Source organism: Achromobacter deleyi (genome assembly GCF_902859705.1).
GTDB lineage: Bacteria > Pseudomonadota > Gammaproteobacteria > Burkholderiales > Burkholderiaceae_B > Achromobacter > Achromobacter deleyi.
This window is the reverse complement of sequence record NZ_CADIJO010000003.1, coordinates 62,715-80,731: the sequence shown is the minus strand read 5'-3', so window position 1 is coordinate 80,731 and position 18,017 is coordinate 62,715. Positions and strand designations below refer to the sequence as shown.

At 66.3% G+C, this 18,017-nt stretch carries 15 protein-coding genes; 6 read left to right on the top strand and 9 right to left on the bottom strand.

Features of this window, described 5'->3' with window-relative positions; genetic code table 11:
* Window positions 1-134 precede the first annotated feature (134 nt).
* Together HV798_RS05355 and htpG are read left to right on the top strand one after the other, a co-directional pair.
* Window positions 135-1,532 carry a DKNYY domain-containing protein gene (locus HV798_RS05355; protein WP_175191752.1) on the top strand — a complete coding sequence of 466 codons (1,398 nt, stop codon included), beginning with the start codon at window positions 135-137 and terminating at the stop codon, window positions 1,530-1,532.
* Window positions 1,533-1,652: 120 nt separating this feature from the next.
* Window positions 1,653-3,551, top strand: coding sequence for a molecular chaperone HtpG (htpG, locus tag HV798_RS05350; protein WP_175191753.1), 1,899 nt, complete (start codon window positions 1,653-1,655; stop codon window positions 3,549-3,551).
* A 72-nt stretch (window positions 3,552-3,623) separates the two neighbouring features.
* On the opposite strand, the gene HV798_RS05345 is transcribed toward htpG, so the two are convergent.
* Entirely contained in the window at window positions 3,624-4,502 is an 879-nt protein-coding gene (locus HV798_RS05345) for a LysR family transcriptional regulator (RefSeq protein WP_175191754.1), read from the bottom strand.
* A 101-nt stretch (window positions 4,503-4,603) separates the two neighbouring features.
* Between HV798_RS05345 and HV798_RS05340 the strand changes: the two genes are divergently transcribed.
* From HV798_RS05340 to HV798_RS05330, 3 genes are all read left to right on the top strand, one after another.
* Window positions 4,604-4,996: a tautomerase family protein gene (locus HV798_RS05340; protein WP_175191755.1), complete on the top strand. Its 393-nt coding sequence runs from the start codon at window positions 4,604-4,606 to the stop codon at window positions 4,994-4,996.
* Between the two features lie 118 nt (window positions 4,997-5,114).
* Window positions 5,115-5,372, top strand: coding sequence for a type II toxin-antitoxin system Y4mF family antitoxin (locus HV798_RS05335; RefSeq protein WP_175191756.1), 258 nt, complete (start codon window positions 5,115-5,117; stop codon window positions 5,370-5,372).
* A 193-nt stretch (window positions 5,373-5,565) separates the two neighbouring features.
* Window positions 5,566-6,762 (top strand): MFS transporter, encoded by a 1,197-nt coding sequence (locus HV798_RS05330; protein WP_175191757.1) that lies wholly within the window; start codon window positions 5,566-5,568, stop codon window positions 6,760-6,762.
* A 4-nt stretch (window positions 6,763-6,766) separates the two neighbouring features.
* On the opposite strand, the gene HV798_RS05325 is transcribed toward HV798_RS05330, so the two are convergent.
* The 8 genes from HV798_RS05325 to HV798_RS05290 all read right to left on the bottom strand — a co-directional run bounded on the left by HV798_RS05325 (window position 6,767) and on the right by HV798_RS05290 (window position 16,945).
* Complete coding sequence (locus HV798_RS05325; protein WP_175191758.1) at window positions 6,767-8,935, bottom strand: TonB-dependent receptor; 2,169 nt, start codon at window positions 8,933-8,935, stop codon at window positions 6,767-6,769.
* A 56-nt stretch (window positions 8,936-8,991) separates the two neighbouring features.
* Window positions 8,992-10,452 carry an ABC transporter permease subunit gene (locus HV798_RS05320; RefSeq protein WP_175191759.1) on the bottom strand — a complete coding sequence of 487 codons (1,461 nt, stop codon included), beginning with the start codon at window positions 10,450-10,452 and terminating at the stop codon, window positions 8,992-8,994.
* A gap of 10 nt (window positions 10,453-10,462) precedes the next feature.
* Window positions 10,463-11,851, bottom strand: a complete 1,389-nt coding sequence (locus HV798_RS05315) for an ABC transporter permease subunit (RefSeq protein ID WP_025138185.1) — start codon at window positions 11,849-11,851, stop codon at window positions 10,463-10,465.
* A complete protein-coding gene (locus HV798_RS05310; protein ID WP_175191760.1) occupies window positions 11,848-12,558 on the bottom strand; it encodes an ABC transporter ATP-binding protein in 711 nt (236 codons plus the stop codon). The genes HV798_RS05315 and HV798_RS05310 overlap by 4 nt, the downstream gene beginning before the upstream one ends.
* 115 nt (window positions 12,559-12,673) lie before the next feature.
* Window positions 12,674-14,068 carry an MFS transporter gene (locus HV798_RS05305; protein ID WP_175191761.1) on the bottom strand — a complete coding sequence of 465 codons (1,395 nt, stop codon included), beginning with the start codon at window positions 14,066-14,068 and terminating at the stop codon, window positions 12,674-12,676.
* A 41-nt stretch (window positions 14,069-14,109) separates the two neighbouring features.
* Window positions 14,110-15,258 carry a galactonate dehydratase gene (dgoD, locus tag HV798_RS05300; protein WP_175191762.1) on the bottom strand — a complete coding sequence of 383 codons (1,149 nt, stop codon included), beginning with the start codon at window positions 15,256-15,258 and terminating at the stop codon, window positions 14,110-14,112.
* The gene (locus HV798_RS05295; RefSeq protein ID WP_175191763.1) at window positions 15,255-15,908 is read right to left on the bottom strand and encodes a 2-dehydro-3-deoxy-6-phosphogalactonate aldolase; all 654 of its coding nucleotides are present in this window, start codon (window positions 15,906-15,908) and stop codon (window positions 15,255-15,257) included. Before HV798_RS05295 ends, dgoD begins: the two co-directional genes overlap by 4 nt.
* Complete coding sequence (locus tag HV798_RS05290) at window positions 15,905-16,945, bottom strand: 2-dehydro-3-deoxygalactonokinase (protein ID WP_175191764.1); 1,041 nt, start codon at window positions 16,943-16,945, stop codon at window positions 15,905-15,907. The genes HV798_RS05295 and HV798_RS05290 overlap by 4 nt, the downstream gene beginning before the upstream one ends.
* A 252-nt stretch (window positions 16,946-17,197) precedes the next feature.
* Here HV798_RS05290 and HV798_RS05285 point away from each other — a divergent pair, with 252 nt between their 5' ends.
* Window positions 17,198-18,016 carry an IclR family transcriptional regulator gene (locus HV798_RS05285; RefSeq protein WP_175191765.1) on the top strand — a complete coding sequence of 273 codons (819 nt, stop codon included), beginning with the start codon at window positions 17,198-17,200 and terminating at the stop codon, window positions 18,014-18,016.
* Window position 18,017: the final 1 nt, after the last annotated feature.

Below are 18,017 nucleotides of genomic sequence, written 5' to 3'. Positions count from 1 at the left end.
AAGTGCGGGATTTTAGCGGGGAAGGCGGCAATGCGTCCCGGCGCGGTCCGCGAGGGGCGATACACGAGATACCCGCTTGCTAGAATTCCCTGCCGATTACGCGACGTCGCCGAGGGGCTTGAAGCCAAAAATAAATGCGCACACGCTCTAAATGGATCGTGATTGTTCTGGTGTTGATTATCGCCACCCTGCCGCTGGCGTTGCTGATCATGGTGATGGACGGCGACAATTTTTCGGCGGTCGATCGCGGCGAGTCCTATCGAAACAGTATCTACAAGCGTTACCAGGGCGGCGTCTATGCCCTGGTGCCCAGCAATGGCTATTACCGGATGGACGAGGCAGACACGGCCAGTTTCGAGGCGTTCGATACCAAGTCTATCGATGGCCGGCAGGCGGGTCGGGACCGCCGCCATGTGTATTGCGGCAATCGGATCCTGCCTGACCTGCAACCCGCTTCGACGCGGTATCTGGGCAACAGCTATTTCAGCGACGGGTCGATGACGTATTTTTGCGCGTTCTATTCCGTGTTGAATGCCGAGCTGGATGCCTTGCCCGAGGTCTGGCAGAAGATTCTGTACAGGATGGATCGGGGCCCCAAGCCGCAAACCTATCTGTATCCCTTCCGGGCCTTGCCGGCCAGCGCGCAGCCCTATCGGCCGTTGCTGGACCGGGAACTTGCCACCGACGGCGCACGGGTGTTCTACGAGGGCATGGAGATGCCGCAGGCCAACCCGCAGGCGTTGCGGCGGGTCGCGGCGATTCAGGACGGCGAATCGCGGCCGGGCGACCAGTTCTTTGCCGATGGCCGCCACGTGTATTTCCGCGAGACCTTGCTGCCGCTGTCGGATGATCCCAGGCTGTATTCGTTTCAGCTGGAGGGCCTGGACCGCCAGCTGTATCTGTCCGACCCGCGCGACGGCATGATGTACGTGGGCGCGCAGGCTTTCGATGCGGCGCATGCCCCTTACCGTTTGCTCAGCGATAAAGGCCGCCATGTGAATCAGGCCTTGTTCGCCGGCAAGGACGGCATCTATTTCTATAACAGCCAGACCCGGCAAGTCGAACGGGCCGGCGACGATCCGTTTGCGTCGGGGGCATTTACCGCGCTGTCGCCATACGTGTTCACGGATGGCAACCAGGTGCTGTTTCTGCGGGGCAAGGAATCCTGGTACAAGGGCCGCAGCCGCGGCGGGCTGATATCGCGGTCGACTCTGATTTACCGGATGACGCCAGCGCCGGGCGGCCCATGGCAGAAAGTGGGCGACGTATATCACCGCTTCGGTTCGGTCTGGCGCCATGGCGATGCGCTTTATTATTTTGACGAGCTGGGCGCGACCCAGCTGGTCTTCAGCCCCATGTACCGCATCCTGGACCCTGCCGCGGCCGATTTTCTGGTGCGTTCGCAACAGACCCTGCAGATTCGGGCGGACGACATTCGCAAGCTGATCCGCGACGGCAAAATGGCCGCGATCGAGGGCGAGGAAATACTGGAAGCCAAGACGCGCTACCGCAAGTCCTGGGGCATTTTCTGATCGGCCTTGAAATGTTGCCGATGGCCCCCATCACAGTAGGGTTTCCCGGAAACCGCGCGGGCTGTTGCCCCGGTTATCCGATTCTTTTGTCCCTAATTTCTTAGACCTTCACGTAGAACTATGAGCCAAAACGCCGCGTCGTCCCCGTCCGAAACCCTGGGATTCCAGGCCGAGGTGAAGCAACTGCTGCACCTGATGATCCATTCGCTGTACAGCAACAAGGAAATCTTCCTGCGCGAGCTGGTGTCGAACGCTTCTGACGCCTGCGACAAGCTGCGCTTCGAAGCCATCGACCAGCCGGCGCTGCTCGAAGGCGACAGCGAGCTGGCCATCACGGTCAGCTACGACAAGGACGCGCGCACGGTCACGATTTCCGACAACGGCATCGGCCTGTCGCGCGACGAGGCGGTGGCCAACCTGGGCACCATCGCCCGTTCCGGCACTCGTGAATTCTTCTCGCAACTGACCGGCGACAAGCAGAAAGACGCGCAATTGATCGGCCAGTTCGGCGTGGGCTTTTATTCGTCGTTCATCGTGGCCGACAAGGTCACGGTGATCAGCCGCCGCGCCGGTGCGTCGGACGCCATCCGCTGGGAATCCGACGGCCAGGGCGAATTCACGATTGCCGCCGCCGAAAAGGCCACGCGCGGCACCGACGTGACGCTGCACCTGCGCGCCGACGAAGATGAACTGCTCAACGGCTGGAAGCTGCGCGAGATCCTGCGCCGCTATTCCGACCACATCTCGCTGCCGATCCGCATGGCCAAGGAAGAATGGGACGCGGAGAAGGGTGAGCAGGTCAAGAAAGACGAACTGGAAACGGTGAACCAGGCCAATGCGCTGTGGGCCCGCAGCAAGTCGGACGTGACTGAAGATCAGTACCGCGAGTTCTACAAGACCGTCTCGCACGACTACGACGATCCCCTGGCCTGGACGCACAACCGCGTCGAAGGCCGCAGCGAATACACCCAGCTGCTGTACGTGCCCAAGCACGCACCGATGGACCTGTGGGACCGCGACGGCCGCCGCGGCGTGAAGCTGTACGTCAAGCGCGTGTTCATCATGGATGACGCCGACCAGCTGCTGCCGTCGTACCTGCGCTTTGTGCGCGGGGTGATCGATTCGGCGGATCTGCCGCTGAACGTGTCGCGCGAAATCCTGCAGGAAAGCCGCGACGTGCGCGCCATTCGCGAAGGGTCGGCCAAGCGCATCCTGTCGCTGCTGGAAGACCTGGCCGAGAACAAGCCGGAAGACTACGCCACGTTCTGGTCGGAATTCGGCCAGGTGCTGAAAGAAGGCGCGGGCGAAGACCATACCAACCTGGAACGCATTGCCAAGTTGCTGCGCTTTGCATCGACCCACAGTGGTGACCAGGCGCAGACCGTGTCGTTCGCCGACTACGTGGCGCGCATGAAGGAAGGCCAGGACAAGATCTACTACGTCACGGCGGACACGTTCGCCGCGGCCAGCAACAGCCCGCACCTGGAAATCTTCCGCAAGAAGGGCATCGAAGTGCTGCTGTTGTCCGACCGCGTCGACGAATGGATGCTGTCGTACCTGCGCGAATTCGACGGCAAGTCGCTGGTGTCGGTGGCCAAGGGCGGCCTGGACCTGGCCGAACTGGCCGACGAAGAAGAAAAGAAGCACCAGGCCGAAGTCGCCGAAGACTTCAAGCCGCTGGTCGAGCGCCTGCAAAAGACGCTGGAAGACCAGGTCAAGGAAGTGCGCGTGACGCTGCGCCTGGTGGATTCGCCGGCGTGCGTGGTGGTGGGCCAGAACGAACTCAGCCCGCACCTGCTGCGCATGCTCAAGGCCGCCGGCCAGGAAGCGCCCAACGTGAAGCCGGTGCTGGAAATCAACCCTGAACACCCGCTGCTGGCCCGCATCCGCGCGGCTGACGACGGCGAGTTCGACCAGTGGGCCCGCCTGCTGCTCGACCAGGCACTGTTGGCCGAAGGCGCCCAGATCGCCGACCCGGCGGCGTTCGTGAAGCGGTTGAATGCGTTGCTGCTGAAGTAAGCGGCAGTCTGCCCGGAAATGGCGCCCGAGTCCGGGCGCCATTTTTTATTGCTGTGGACGCCATGCGCTTGTTCAGCGCAGATGCGCGGCGAGCATGTCCCTGACGTCGGAGATGAAAGCCGGCTCTTGCCTGCGCGGCGGCGCCAGGCTGAACTCGACATCCGGCAGCGCGGGCAGCCGGGGGTCGCCTTCCACGGCCATCGCGGTAGAGGGAACCGCGGAGGCATTCAGGCAGGCGATTCCCAATCCCGCTGCCAGCGCCAGGTGCAGGCCGCCGATGTCGGACGCCGTGTGCTCGATGCTGTAGGCAACGCCGGCCGCGTCCAGGGTGTGCACGGCAAACCGTTGCAGCGAACAGGTGTCCGGCAACACGATCAGGCCCAGCTTCTGGCCGGCGGGCGGCAAGGCGAACGACTGGTCGGCGATCCAGTGCAGGGGTTCGCGGCGCAGTTTGATGCGTTCCGGTGAGGCGTCGTGCGGCGAATGGCCGTTGTGCAGAATCGTCATCGAAACGCCGATATCGAAACTGGCGGCATTGGCCTCCTGCTCGATCCAGGCGCTCTTGCGGATGCCGACATGCAGGCGCAACTGCGGAAACTGTTCGCGGATGTGCCGGATGATGATCGGCAAAGCGTGCGGCCGGAAGTAATCCGTGATGGCCAGGCGCAGGTCGCCCGTCAATTGGGCGCCCTGCATGTCGCGCCAGGCCGCGTCGCTGAGCGACAGCAGCTTTTGCGCATGCGCCACCAGCCGCTCGCCCGCCGGGGTCAGGCGGGTTCCCGTCTTGGCGCGCACCAGCAGCGAGACGCCGCATAGCTGTTCCAGCTTGCGCACCTGGTCGCTGATCGCCGATTGGGACCGGTACAGCCGGGGCGCCGCGGCCGACAGGCTGCCCGCATCGGCGACCACCACCAGGGTGTTGAGAAGCTCCAGATCCAGAAGGCGTGACATCTATCTGCCTGTTTTTCCGATAGATGTCAGCATAACTTCCCGCTTTTCCGTGAACAAGAGGCATCCGACACTGGCGGCTCACGGTTCAACAAGGAGCAAACATGCCTGGTATCAATGTCATCGTGTCTGGCCACCCCAACGCGGCGCTTACCCGTCAACTGGCAGAACAACTGACCCAACTCACCTGCGACGTGCTGAAGAAAGAGCGCTCGCGTACCCGCGTCATCGTGCAGTACGTGCCGGCCGATCAATGGTTCGTGGCAGGACGGTCGCTGGCCGAAGAGGGCAGAAACTCGTTCCAGCTTGAGGTCACGATCACGGGCGAAACCAATACCCGCGGTGAAAAGGCGGACTATCACAAGGCAGCCTATGAACTGCTGGCCGGCTTATTGGGCAACGTGCACCCGCATTCAAGTATCCACGTCGCGGACTGCCGGCCAACGGCCTACGGGTATGGGGGCGTGACGCAGGAGTGGCGGTATCAGCACGGGTGAATCGTGGTTCGCGCCTTTGGAGGAGGTTTTGTCGCGAATATTCCCGATCGGGAATTTTTCATGGGTTTCTGCCCCCAAATGGCAATAAAATTACCGAACGGTAATTTTGGAGCCGCCCATGTCGACGCAGTCCCCACCCAGCGATGTTCTTGCCACTATCCGGACTGCTGCCGATTTGGGCGAGCTGGTGAGAAGCATGCGGCGCGAGCAGGGCTTGCTGCAGACGGACCTGGCGGGCTTGGCGGGTACCGGCAATCGCTTCGTCGTGGATCTGGAGCGGGGCAAGCCCACCCTGCAATTGCAGAAAGTGCTGCACGTGCTGGATCTGATGGCCCTGGAGGTGGTGATTCGGCCCAAGCGCGTCGGGCGGCGATAAGCGGGCGACACGCGGGACCCCGCCATTCATGACTCCAGGTCAAAAGTGTTTCCCCGTTTAGTCGCTTTTTCCGCAAGGGTATCCCCGGCATACTGGGCGCCTGTCTTCCGATCGGGTTTTCCCTAGGTGCCGACTGGCTCCGCTGGATCGCCCCTGAACCGTCCGGTCGGCGCAATCCATCCAAGGAACCCGCATGTCTACCCATGAATCCCCGCCGGTGAAAGCCGGCTTGCCGTTGCTGGCGCTGGCCGTCGGCGCCTTCGGCATCGGCGTGACCGAATTTTCCCCCATGGGCCTGCTGCCCGTGATTGCCGACGGCGTGGGAGTGTCGATTCCCAGCGCCGGCATGCTGATCAGCGCCTACGCCATCGGCGTGATGGTGGGCGCGCCACTGATGACGCTGGCGTTTTCGCGCTGGTCGCGGCGCAAGGCGCTGATCCTGCTGATGGCGATCTTCACCCTCGGCAACATCCTGTCTGCGCTGTCGCCCAATTACACGACGCTGCTGCTCGCGCGCCTGGTCACCAGCCTGAACCATGGCGCGTTCTTCGGCCTGGGCTCGTTGGTGGCGGCCAGCGTGGTGCCGCGCCACAAGCAGGCGAGCGCGGTGGCGACCATGTTCATGGGGCTGACGATTGCCAACGTGGGCGGGGTGCCCGCCGCGACGTGGCTGGGCCAGGTGATCGGCTGGCGCATGTCGTTTGCCGCGACCGCCGTGCTGGGCCTGGTTGCCATGCTGTCGCTATGGTTCGCGCTGCCTTCGGGTGAAGCGGGCCGCCGCCCGAATGTGCGCCATGAGCTGGCCGTGCTGAAGAGCCCGGTCGTGTTGCTGGCGCTGCTGACCACGGTGCTGGGCGCGGGCGCCATGTTCACGCTGTACACGTATATTGCGCCGACGCTGGCGGACATCACCGGCGCATCGCCCGCCTTCATTACCGGGATGCTGGTGCTGATCGGCCTGGGCTTCACGCTGGGCAACGGCCTGGGCGGCCGCATGGCCGACCGTTCACTGGACGGCACGCTGATCACGTTCCTGGTGATCGTCATCATCGATCTGCTGGCGTTTCCGTGGATCGGCCAGACGTCGGTCGGCGCGGCGATTTCGCTGCTGATCTTCGGCGTGGCGACGTTCGCGGTGGTGCCGCCGTTGCAGATGGGCGTGATGCGCGCCGCGACGGATGCGCCGGGCCTGGCCTCGTCGGTGAACGTGGGCGCCTTCAACCTGGGCAACGCGGTGGGCGCGGCTGCCGGCGGCGCGGTGATCTCGGCGGGCCTGGGCTATGCGGCCGTGCCGATCGCCGGTGCGGTCATCGCCACGGCCGGCCTGGCCCTGGTGCTGGTGCAGCGCGCCGCCAACCAGCGCCGCAGGCTGGCGGTGCAAGGCTGCTGATCGGTCAGAACTCGAACGTAGCCCCCAGCTCATAGGTGCGGCCCGGCGCCAGCAGCACCTGGCTGGTGGCCCGGCCGCCGTAATAGGCATACAGCCGGTCCGTCAGGTTGCGCACCCGGAAGGTCAAGAGAGCGGGCCGGATGCGGTAGCTGATCGCCGCATCGACCGTCGTGTGGCTGTTGATGCGGATCTGGTTGGCGTTGTCGGTGTAGATCTTGCCGGTGTGGTTCAGGCCCACGAAGAGGTTCATCGGCAGGTCTGCCATCCGGTAGTTGGCGTACAGGTTGGCCACCCGCTCGGGCACGTTGGGCGGGGTGTTGCCCACGCGTGAAGCGCCATCGGCCTCGGTCAGGGAATCGAAGCGCGCGTTCAGCACCGCGACGTTGCCCGACAGCGTGAACTGGGGCGTGACGCGCCAGTCGGCCGACAGTTCCACGCCGCGCGACGATTGCCGGCCGTTGTTGACCGTCAGGCGCGCATCGTTCTGGTCGCGCGACAGCACGTTTTCCAGCTTGATGTGATAGACCGCCGCGGTCCATTCGACGTTTTCCAGCGTCTGCTTGAAGCCGGCTTCCCATTGTTCGCCCTTGGCCAGCGGATACGAGGCGTTGGCCTGCGATAGCAGGAACAGAGACCCCACCGGAATGGTGGCGTTTGTGTACTGGGCATACACCGACGACGACGGCGTCAGGTCAAAGACGGTGCCCAGGCGCGCCGAGTTGGCGGAATAACGCGTGCCGAATTCGCTGCGGCTGCCGACGTTCAGGTCCGTCACGCTGCGATCGACGCGGATGCGGTCGTAGCGGTAGCCAGCCACCACCGTCCAGGGCTCGGCAAGCTTGAGCGAGTCTTCCAGGAAGAACGCCGCGCCGCGCACGTCGGTGGTGAAGTCGGTGCGGTTGCCGGGGCCGCTCATCAGCGCCGGATCGTCGTTGAAGTAGCCGACGGCAGGATTGCGCAGCGACACGCGCAGCGCATCGGCGGTGGACGCGCTGCGGTTGGAGAAGCGCCGTTCGCTGTCCAGGCTGGTCTTGCTGAGTTCGCCGCCCACCACGAATTTATTCGACAGCCCGGCAATCGTGCCGCTGTGGGTGGCGTCGAAGCGGTCGATCAGGTAACGCTGGTGGTGCGTGATGATGGTCTGGTCGCGATCGACGAAGCCGGGGGCGCTGTAGGTGGCGGATTCCGAGTTTTTCCACAGGCGGTCGACCTTGTTCATCGCAAATTCGTTGCGTAGGGTCCAGGCGGGCGTCAGCGTGTGGGTCACGCGGGCGCGCAGCCAGTAGGCTTCGGCTTCGTTGCGGTCGTCCAGCACGTTGTAGTTGTTGCGGGCCAGGCTGCGGTCCAGCACGCGGCCGTCGGGCGTGCTGACCACGCCGGTCGGATCGCGGGCGACGCTGCGCGGCACCAGCGGCGTGCCCCAGTAGGCATGGCCGGTGTCGCGCGAGTAGTCGAACGACAGGTCCAGGCGGGTGGCGGGCGCCACGTCGAACGCGATGCCGGTGGTCAGGTGGTCCAGTTTGTTGCTGTTGCGGTCGATAGTGCCGACGCGCGAGTCGTTGTGGCTGTAGTCGATGCGATAGGCGCCGGTCTCGCCGAAGTTGTCGCCCAGGCCGATGCCGGTGCGCGTGCTGCCGTAGCTGCCATACGAGAACATGGCCTCGCGGCTGGGGTTGTCGCGGTCGGGGCGCTTGGTCTGGAAGTTGACGATGCCGCCGATGGCGCTGTCGCCCTGCAAGACCGACGCGGGGCCTTTCAGGACTTCGATGCGTTCGTAGTTCCAGGTGTCTTCGACCCGGTTGGTCGAACCGGCGCCGGACATGCGCAGGCCGTCGTACAGGTACAGGATGTCGGTGAAGCCGCGCGAAGACAGCGTGGTGGGCGAGGACGGCGGGCCGCCGCCGGCCAGGCCCGTGGCGCCGCGCAGGGCATCGCTGAGCGTGCTGGCGCCGCGCTCGCGCAGCGTCTGCTGCGACAGGATTTCGACGGATGCGGGCGTTTCGCGCAGGGTCAGGCCCAGGCGCGACGCGGTGCTGCTGCGCGAATCCAGCCGCAGGCCGTCGGCCTCGCTGGCGGCTTCCACGCGGATGGCGGGCAGCTCGGGTTCCTGTGCCTGGACGCCGGGCACGGCGGCGCACGCCGCGAAGGCGGCGGTGGATACGACTTTCCTCATGACTCTTTCCCGTTGGGCTTGAAGGGGGTACAGCGTGTCTTGGGCGGTGGCCGGCGCTAGACGACCCGGTAGCGGCGCAAGCGCCAGCCGGCCAGGGCCAGTAGCAGCACCGTGGGCGCCAGCAATTGCAGCAGCGCCCGCAAGGCCTGGGCGCGCACGATGCCGGGGTCTTCTTCCTGCCAGCGAAACACAGGCATGGCCGCGAAGTCTTCGGGTGCGATGGCGCGGCCGGCTTCGATGCGGGGCAGGAAAAAGTCCTTCCAGGCCTGGTGGTAGGCGTCGATCTGTTTCATGAAATGGGCATGGCGGCGCTGGCCGGTGCCGGCGAGGGCGGTGATGCCCTCGTAGGCCACGGCCGCGGGCGACAGCACGCTGTAGCGCGCCACCAGCGCCTGCTGGCGGGCCAACTGGGCGTCGAAGCGGTTCAGCTCGGGCTGCATGGCTTCGTCCACCTGGCGCTCGACGCGGGCCTGGCCCATGGGCCGGCCGGTGATCTCCAGGCGGCCGTCGTGGGGGATCAGCACGTCGGGCTTGTCCATGTGCTGGTAGTCGGTGGACAGCAGTGCGGCGTTGTCGCGCATGGCCAGTGCGGTGGCGACTCGGGTGCGGGTGGCCAGTTCGGCGCGTGACGGCGCGGGGCTGGCGAAGGCGGCGGCCAGGTTCAGCAGCACCGGCGCCACCAGCACCAGCAGCACCCACCCCACCATCAGGATCATGGCATTGGCCGCCGACGATTTGCCGAAGGCATTGACGGCTACCACCGCGGCAAACCAGAACAGCGCGTAAGCGCCTACCAGCAGCGCCCACCACAGTGTCGTGCCGGCCGCGTGCAGGGCCTGGGGGCGCACCAGCAGCAGGGCTGCCATGGGCAGCAGCACCGCGGCCCCCAGCAGCACGGCGGCGCGCAGCGAGATCTTGCCGGCGATCAGCGTCAGCAGCGCCAGGGGTTGGGACAACAGCAGCCGCAAGGTACCGTCTTCTTTCTCGCCCGACAGCAGGTTGTAGCTCAGCGCAAAGATCAGCAGCGGTAGCAGGTAGACCACCACGAATGCCAGGTCGAAATGCCCGCTGAGCAGGTGCCAGGGGTTTTCGATGTCGTTGTTGTGGATGAAGTTGACCTTGCTTTGGTAGGTCACCTTGAATTGCGACGGAAACAGATCGGTCTGGCCCAACGCCACCGGCGCCAGGGCCACGCTGGGCATGACGGCGTAGTGCGCGCCCAGGCCGCCGCCCATGTTGGCGGGGCTGGCCGGGTTGCCGAATGGCGTGGGCGTTTCGCGGCCATCCATGATGCGGTTCAGCTGCGCCAGCTGGCCGGCGCGGGCCTGCGCATCGGCGCGCACCAGCGCGGCCTGGGCGTCGTCGCGCAGCGAGGTCTGCCACAGGCCGTTGAAGACGGCATAGGCCACCAGCAGCAGGAACAGCAGTCCACACAGCCACAGGGCGCGCTCGCGGGTCAACAGGCGCAGTTCGTGCCGCAGCACCAGGGTGTAGCGGCGGGATTGTCGGGCGTGCACCAGGGGTCTCCTACAGGGCGGTCTGACGGGCTACGGCGCGCCAGGCAAAGGCCAGGCTCAGCAGCAGCGCCGCGGCCAGCATCAAGAGGCTCAGGCGGGCTTCGTGCAGCGCCCAGCCGGCCGCGGGCGGCTGGTACTGGAAGGGCGGCACGCGGGCCCACAGCGACGGGCTGGCCTGATATGAAAAGTGCTGGTGGTCCAGCGTGTCGGCGTGCGCGACGAGGTCGGCACTGACGATGTCCTGGATCACGCGGCGCTGGCGTTCGGCGGCCACGGTGAAGTCGCGATGGTGCGCGAAGTCGGTGCCGGCCATCGCGGCCGAGAATGCGCGGATGGCCAATAGCGGCATCAGCCAGCCGGCGGATTCCTGCACGGCCTGCTGCCTTTCCCAGGTGTCCCACAGGCCGCCGAAGTGGCGGTCGTAGACGGCGTAGCTGGACTGGTCGTCCAGCTTGAGTGCCAGGCCCCATTGATTCAGCGGCACGTCGCGGCTCCAGCGTTCGGTGGTGCCGAAGGCCTGCATCCACACGCGGTCGGACGTGGCTTTCAGGTCGTCCTGCAAGGCCTGGTTGAATTCCAGCCGGGTGGGGCTGGGATGCACGCCGCGCGAGAGCTCGGCCATGACGCGCGGGGCGACCACGGTGTTGGCGATCCATAGCGCCAGCAGCACCGTGATGGCTACGCGCGATGACCGCGCGGCCGCCGACACGCCCAGCGTGATGAAGACGAAGGTGGCCAGGTACAGCGCATAGCCGGCGCCCAGCGCGACAAGGCGCCATAGCGCGTCGGCGCGTCCGCCGGCCAACCACACGGCCAGGCCTGCGGCGATGGCTGCGGGCACGAGCAGCAGCGCCAGACTCATGCCCAGCGCGCAGGCCTTGCCCCACAGCAGACGCCAGGGCGCGACACCCAGGCTCAGCGTCTGGCGCAGGATGCCCTGTTCGCGTTCGCCCGAGAACGCGTTGAAGCCCAGCACGATCACCAGCAGCGGCCCCAGCGCTTGCAGGATCCAGGCGGCCGACAGGTCGCCAAAGCGTTGCAGGCCGGTGGCGTCCTGCGCCGGTCGGAATTTCACTTCGCTCTGGCGGTGCGCTTGCAGCCACACGGTGCTGCCGATGTAGGGGTTGATGCCTGCGTCCAGCAGCGCCAGGGCCGTGTCGGGCTTGAAGACGTGCATGCCCTGGTGCGCGGCATCGTGCGGATGGCGCGCGCCCTGCTTGAGCCAGTCGCCGTAGTCGGCGTTCTGGGCGGCGGCCTGCTCGGCGCGCGCTTCCTGCTGGTGCAGGTAGCCGACCGCCAGCGCGGTCAGGAGCAGCACGGCCACGATGCCGCCGGCCCAGTAAAGGCGGCCGTCGCGCAACCGTTCGCGCAGGTCCTTGAAGGCGATGAGCAGGATCATGCGTCGGCCTTCATGTGCGCCAGGTACAGGGCTTGCAGGTCGGTGTCGCTGATCTGCCGGCTGTCCAGGCTGTCGACCAGCCGGCCGCGCTTCATGATGCCGACCCGGGTGGCGGTCTGGCGGGCGTGGAACAGATCGTGGGTGGTGTTCAGGATGGCCACGCCGCGTTCGCTGGCGCGTTGCAGGAGCCGCGTGAATTCTGCCGCCGCCGAGGGGTCCAGGCCGGAGGTCGGTTCGTCCAGCAGCAGGGCGCGCGCGTTCTTGGCCATGGCCACCGCGATCCAGACCTTTTGCCGCATGCCCTTGGAATACGCGGCCACGCGCTTGTCGGCCGCCGCCGCTTCCAGCCCCACGTCGGCCATCAGTTCCAGCAGGCGGGCGCGCGGCGGGGCATCGCCCAGCGCCAGCGCGGCAAAGTAGCGCAGGTTTTCCAGGCCCGTCAGCGTGCCGTACAGGTTCACCTGCTCGGGGATGTAGGCCACGTGCTGCTTGGTGGCCAGCGGCTCGCGCGCCGCATCCAGGCCGTTGATCAGGGCCTGGCCGCCGTCGGGCGCGATGAAGTTCAGGAACAGGTTGATGGTGGTGGTCTTGCCGGCGCCGTTGGCGCCCAGCAGGCAATAGATTTCACCCGGCTCGATACGCAGGTCCAGCGGATGCAACGCGATCTGGTCGCCGTAGCGTTTGGTCAGGCCGATGGCTTCAAGCACGGGGTGTCCTTCGTAATTAGTTATGTTATATCATAACAATAATGCCGCCCACGAATCGTCCGCGCATGAAAAAGGGCGCCTTTGCAGGCGCCCTTGAGGGTGGCAAGATGAACGATCAGGCGTCGATCCGCTCGACCTTGCCCACCAGCAGGATGTACGACAGTGCGCCCAGCAAGGCCAGCGACGACACGTACACGATGGCCGGCGCGAAGCTGTCTTTGGACACCAGGAAGCCGATCACGATCGGCGTGCAGATCGACGACAGGTTGCCCACGAAGTTGAACACCCCGCCGGTAAGGCCCAGCAGCCGCACCGGCGCCAGCGTCGATACCAGCGACCACGTGATCGAGGCCAGGCCGTTGCCGAAGAACGCCACGGCCAGAAAGAAGATGACCCAGGGCGTGGAATCGGTGAAGTTGGCGCCGATCATCGACGTTGAAATCAACAGGCCCAGAATGATGGGCAGCTTGCGCGCCAGGCCCACGGTGGCGCCGCGGCGGATCAGGAAGTCGGACAGCACGCCCGAGCACAGCACGCCCACGAAGGCCGCCAGGAAGGGCACCGACGCCAGGAAGCCCGACTTGATGAAGTCCATGCCGCGGTACTTCACCAGGTAGGTGGGGAACCAGGTCAGGAAGAACCACAGCGTGGACGTCAGGCAGAACTGGCCCAGGTACACGCCCCACAGCTTGCGTTTGGTCATCACCAGGCCCAGGTCGTTCCAGTTGAACGAGGCCTTGCTTCGCCGCCGGGCCGCCTCAAGGCGAAGCGCGCCCCCTTGGGGGGCAGGAAGCCCGCTTTGCGGGCGCGCCGTGGGGGCCCCTTTCTCTTTGACGTTGCGGTCCAGGTCGACCACGCCGCCGCCTTTCTGGATGAGTTCGATCTCGGCCGCGTTGGCGCCCTTGAACTGGCGCGGTTCGCGATAGATCAGGTACCACAGCACGCCCCAGATGATGCCCAGGAGGCCGGTGCTGACAAACACCATGTGCCAGCCGTAGTGGTGCTGCAGCCAGGCCAGCACCGGCGTCAGGAACGCCAGGCCGACGAACTGGCCGGACGTGTAGAAGCCGATGGCGGTGGCGCGTTCCTTTTCCGGAAACCAGGTCGTGACGACGCGGTTGTTGATCGGATAGGCCGGCGCTTCCAGCGCGCCCACGGCCAGGCGCAGCACGAACAGGATCACGAAGCTGCCCGCAAAGCCCATGAAGAACGTGGCCGCGGACCACAGGATCAGCGCGGCCGCGTACAGCACGCGCGGCGACACGCGGTCCACCAGCCAGCCGCCGGGGATCTGCATGGCGGCGTAGGTCCAGCCGAAGGCCGACAGGATCAGGCCTTCATGCACCGTGTCCAGGCCGAACTCGTCCTTCAGGGCGGGGGCGGCGATGGACAGGTTGCTGCGGTCCAGGTAGTTGATGACGACGGTGATGAACAGCATCACCATGATGAGATAGCGGCTGCGCGTGGGCCGCTGGGCGCTTTGCAGGCCCGGGTGGGTGGCAGTGGTCAAGGGGGTCTCCTCTCTCTTTTATCGGCGTGCGGGTCGGCGGCTTACCATTCGGCGAAGCTGCCGTCGGCATGGCGCCAGACGGGGTTGCGCCAGCGGTGGCCGACGGCGGCGCGCTCCTTGACGTATTCCTCGTTGACCTCGATGCCCAGGCCCGGGCCTTGCGGAATCGCGACCATGCCGTCTTCATAGGCGAAGACTTCGCGGTTGCTGACGTAGTCCAGCAGGTCGTTGGCGGCGTTGTAGTGAATGCCCAGGCTTTGCTCCTGGATGAACGCGTTGTAGCAGCCGGCGTCGATCTGCAGGCAGGTGGCCAGCGCGATCGGGCCCAGCGGGCAGTGCAGCGCCAGCGCCACGTCATAGGCCTCGGCCATCGCCGCGATCTTGCGGGTTTCGGTGATGCCGCCGGCATGCGACGGATCGGGCTGGATGATGTCGACGTAGCCTTCGGACAGCACGCGCTTGAAGTCCCAGCGCGAGAACAGCCGCTCGCCCAGCGCAATGGGGGTGGACGTCAGCGGCGCCAGTTCCTTCAGGGCCTCGTAGTGCTCGCTCAGCACCGGCTCTTCGATGAACATCAGCTTGAATGGGTCCAGTTCTTTCATCAGCACCTTGGCCATGGGCTTGTGCACGCGGCCATGGAAGTCCACGCCGATGCCCACGTTGGGGCCTACCGCGTCGCGCACGGCGGCCACGTTCTCCAGGCACTTCTCGACCTTGTCGAACGAATCGATGTACTGCAGCTCTTCGGTGCCGTTCATCTTCACGGCGGTGAAGCCGCGTTCGACGGCGCTCTTGGCGGCCGCGGCGGTATCGGCCGGCCGGTCGCCGCCGATCCACGAGTACACGCGGATGCGGTCGCGCACGTTGCCGCCCAACAGCTGCGACACCGGCACGCCCAGATGCTTGCCCTTGATGTCCCACAGCGCCTGGTCAATGCCAGCCAGCGCGCTCATGTGGATGGCCCCGCCGCGGTAGAAGCCGCCGCGGTACAGCACCGTCCAGTGGTCTTCGATATTGCGCGGGTCTTTGCCGATCAGGTAGTCGGACAGTTCTTCGACGGCGGCGGCCACCGAGTGGGCGCGGCCTTCGACGACGGGCTCGCCCCAGCCGACGATGCCGGCGTCGGTTTCAATCTTCAGGAAGCACCACCGCGGCGGCACGATGTAGGTGGTGAGCTTGGTGATCTTCATGCTTGGGTCTCCTGGGCGGGATAGGCGCGTTGCCAGGCCGCGATGAAGGCGCGCGCGTTCTGGCCGACTTCGGTGGCCGACAGGCCGGGTTTGTACAAGGCGGAGCCCAGGCCGAAGCCGCTGGCGCCCGCCTGGGCGTAAGTGGAAAGGTTGTCGGGCGTGATGCCGCCGACCGGCACCAGCGCGATCGGCGGGCGCATCACGGCGCGCCAGGCCTTGAGCACGACGGGGCCGAGCTGTTCGGCGGGGAACATCTTCAACACGTCGGCGCCGGCGGCCAGCGCGGCAAAGGCTTCGGTGGGCGTGGCCACGCCGGGGCAGGACGCGAGGCCAGCGGCCTTGGCCGCACGGATCACGGCCGGGTCGCTGTGCGGCATCACGATGATCTCGCCGCCCGCGTCCTTGATGCGGGCCACGTCGTTGGGGTCGAGCACCGTGCCGGCGCCGACCAGGCAATCGGCCGACAGCGCGTCGCGCATGGCGCGGATGCTGGCCAGCGGCTCGGGCGAATTCAGCGGCACTTCGATCAGACGAAAGCCCGCGGCGTAGAGTTCACGGGCGACGGGCACGGCCTCGGCTGGCGTGATACCGCGCAGGATGGCGATCAGGCCGCAGTGGCCCATGGCGGTTTGCAGTCCGGAATGGATCATGGCGTTTCCTTGTTCGATGCAGGCGATGTCGGGGGGGCCGCTTGGGCGGCGGGCACCAACCCGGCGCAGACCGCCAGGTGCCACAGGCCGCGTTCGGTGGCGTTGCGGGCTTGTTCGGGTGTGCCCAGGCCGTAGTGGCGCAGCGCCAGGATGTAGCGCTGGCACAGCGCGTCGTCGCCGCACAGCACGATGCGCGGCAGGTCGCCTTGCTGGCGCAGCATCTCGGCCAGGGCCGCGACTTCGTGGCCGATCAACAGACCCGACAGGTAATCGGCTTGCGAAGCGCCGGCCAGTTCGCCGGTCAGCCCCAGCGCACGCGTGCTGAAAATCGTCGACAGCACACCGGCGCGGCCGGCGGGGGCGCCCGCCACTTTGACGCCGCGCTCGAAGGCAGCCATGTCGGGCGCGGGGGCTTCGGTCATGGTGCGGCCCAGGATGGTGTGGCCGCGCAGCGCGGCGTAGACCTCGCCGGTCATGAAGGTATCGAAGTGGGTGGCGCGGCCGCGGCGCGCGGTGACCCATTTCGAATGCGTGCCGGGCAGGCCGATCAGCACATCGTCCGCGCCGCTGCCGGCCTGGTCGAACAGTACGCCGAACACCTGGGTCTCTTCGCCGCGCATCACATTGGGCAGGCCGTGGCGCTGGATCAGGCCCGGCACGATATGCACCGGCGTCGCGTCCGCGCGGTCGATGCGGGTCAGCAGCGTGCCGATGCGCGGCAGGTCGACCGGCACGTCCAGGTAGGCGGCTTCCTGCCAGCCTTGCGCGCTGCCGACCATGCCGCAGGCAATCACGGGCAGCGCCGGCTCGGCACGAAGCCAGTCGCCGCAGGCCTGCTCGAAAGCCAGTTCGAAACCCGACTGGGTGCTGGCGGTGGCCGCGCCATCCTGCAGCGGCTGGGGCAGACGCATGATGCCCCAGGGCAGGTGGCGGGTATCCAGCGTGCGGCCGGCGCCGTCCAGGCGATAGGCGCGCAACGAAGAGGTGCCCCAGTCCAGCGCTATCAGCGCCGCGCGGGCAGGCGATCCGGAAGTCATCAGGTGTCTGTCTCGTCTCGGGCCGCCGCGTGGCGCGGTCCGCGTGTGGGGTGCGGAGCGGCGCGCGTCGGCCTTGTTGTCGTCGAGCCCGTGGCGGCGTCTTGGCGCGCCGGGCGGGCAGTGCGAAAAATTCTAGATCAGCGCTTGAAAAATCTCAAAATATAGAATTTAATCCCACATATAGGGAATTATCCTGTGGCAAGATACCGGGCAGCCATCCCGCTTCGCCCGTCTCTTGAATCTGCCGTATCCATGACCGCCTTGCCGTCCCCCGCCTCTTCTTCCCCGATCGATCCCGATGCCGCGGCCCCCGCCGGCACGCAGACGCTCATGCGCGGCCTGGCCGTCATCCAGGCGGTGGCGGGCGGCGCGCGCGACCTGAAGGAAATCTGCGCCCGCATCGGCGTGGCGCGCAGCACCACGCACCGGCTGGCCAGCTGCCTGGTGCAGGAACGCTATCTGCGGTCATTGGCGGGCGTGGGTTACGTGCTGGGCCCCAAGCTGATCGAACTGGGTTTCCAGGCGCGCGAAGCCTTTCCCATGGCGACGCTGGCGCGCCCCTATCTGGACAGCCTGGCCGCACAGACGGGCGACACCATCCACCTGGCGGTGCGCGACAACGACGAAGTGCTGTACCTGGAAAAGATTCCCGGCAAGAAAGGCCTGGAAATGCGGTCGCGCGTGGGCCACCGCATGCCCCTGGCCGCTACCGGCGTGGGCAAGGCGCTGCTGCTGGATGCCGACGAACCGCAATGGAAGGCACTGCACCGCGTGGGCGCGCCGGTGTCGTCGCGCGCGCCCGGCGGCCGCCAGACCTGGGAAGCCTTCCGCGACCGCATGCGCGACTACGCCGCCCACGGCTATGCGTTCGACCTGGAAGACAACGAGCCGTCGATCCGCTGCGTGGCCGCGCCGGTGCGCGACGCGTCCAGCGGCATCGTCGCCGCGATCAGCGTGTCCAGCACGGTGCCGTACATGTCGCTGGACCGCATGCAGGAAATGGTCGCCGTGGTGCAGGGCGCGGCGGCCGATATCTCGGCGGAACTGGGCTGGAAGGTGGCGCGCGGCTGAT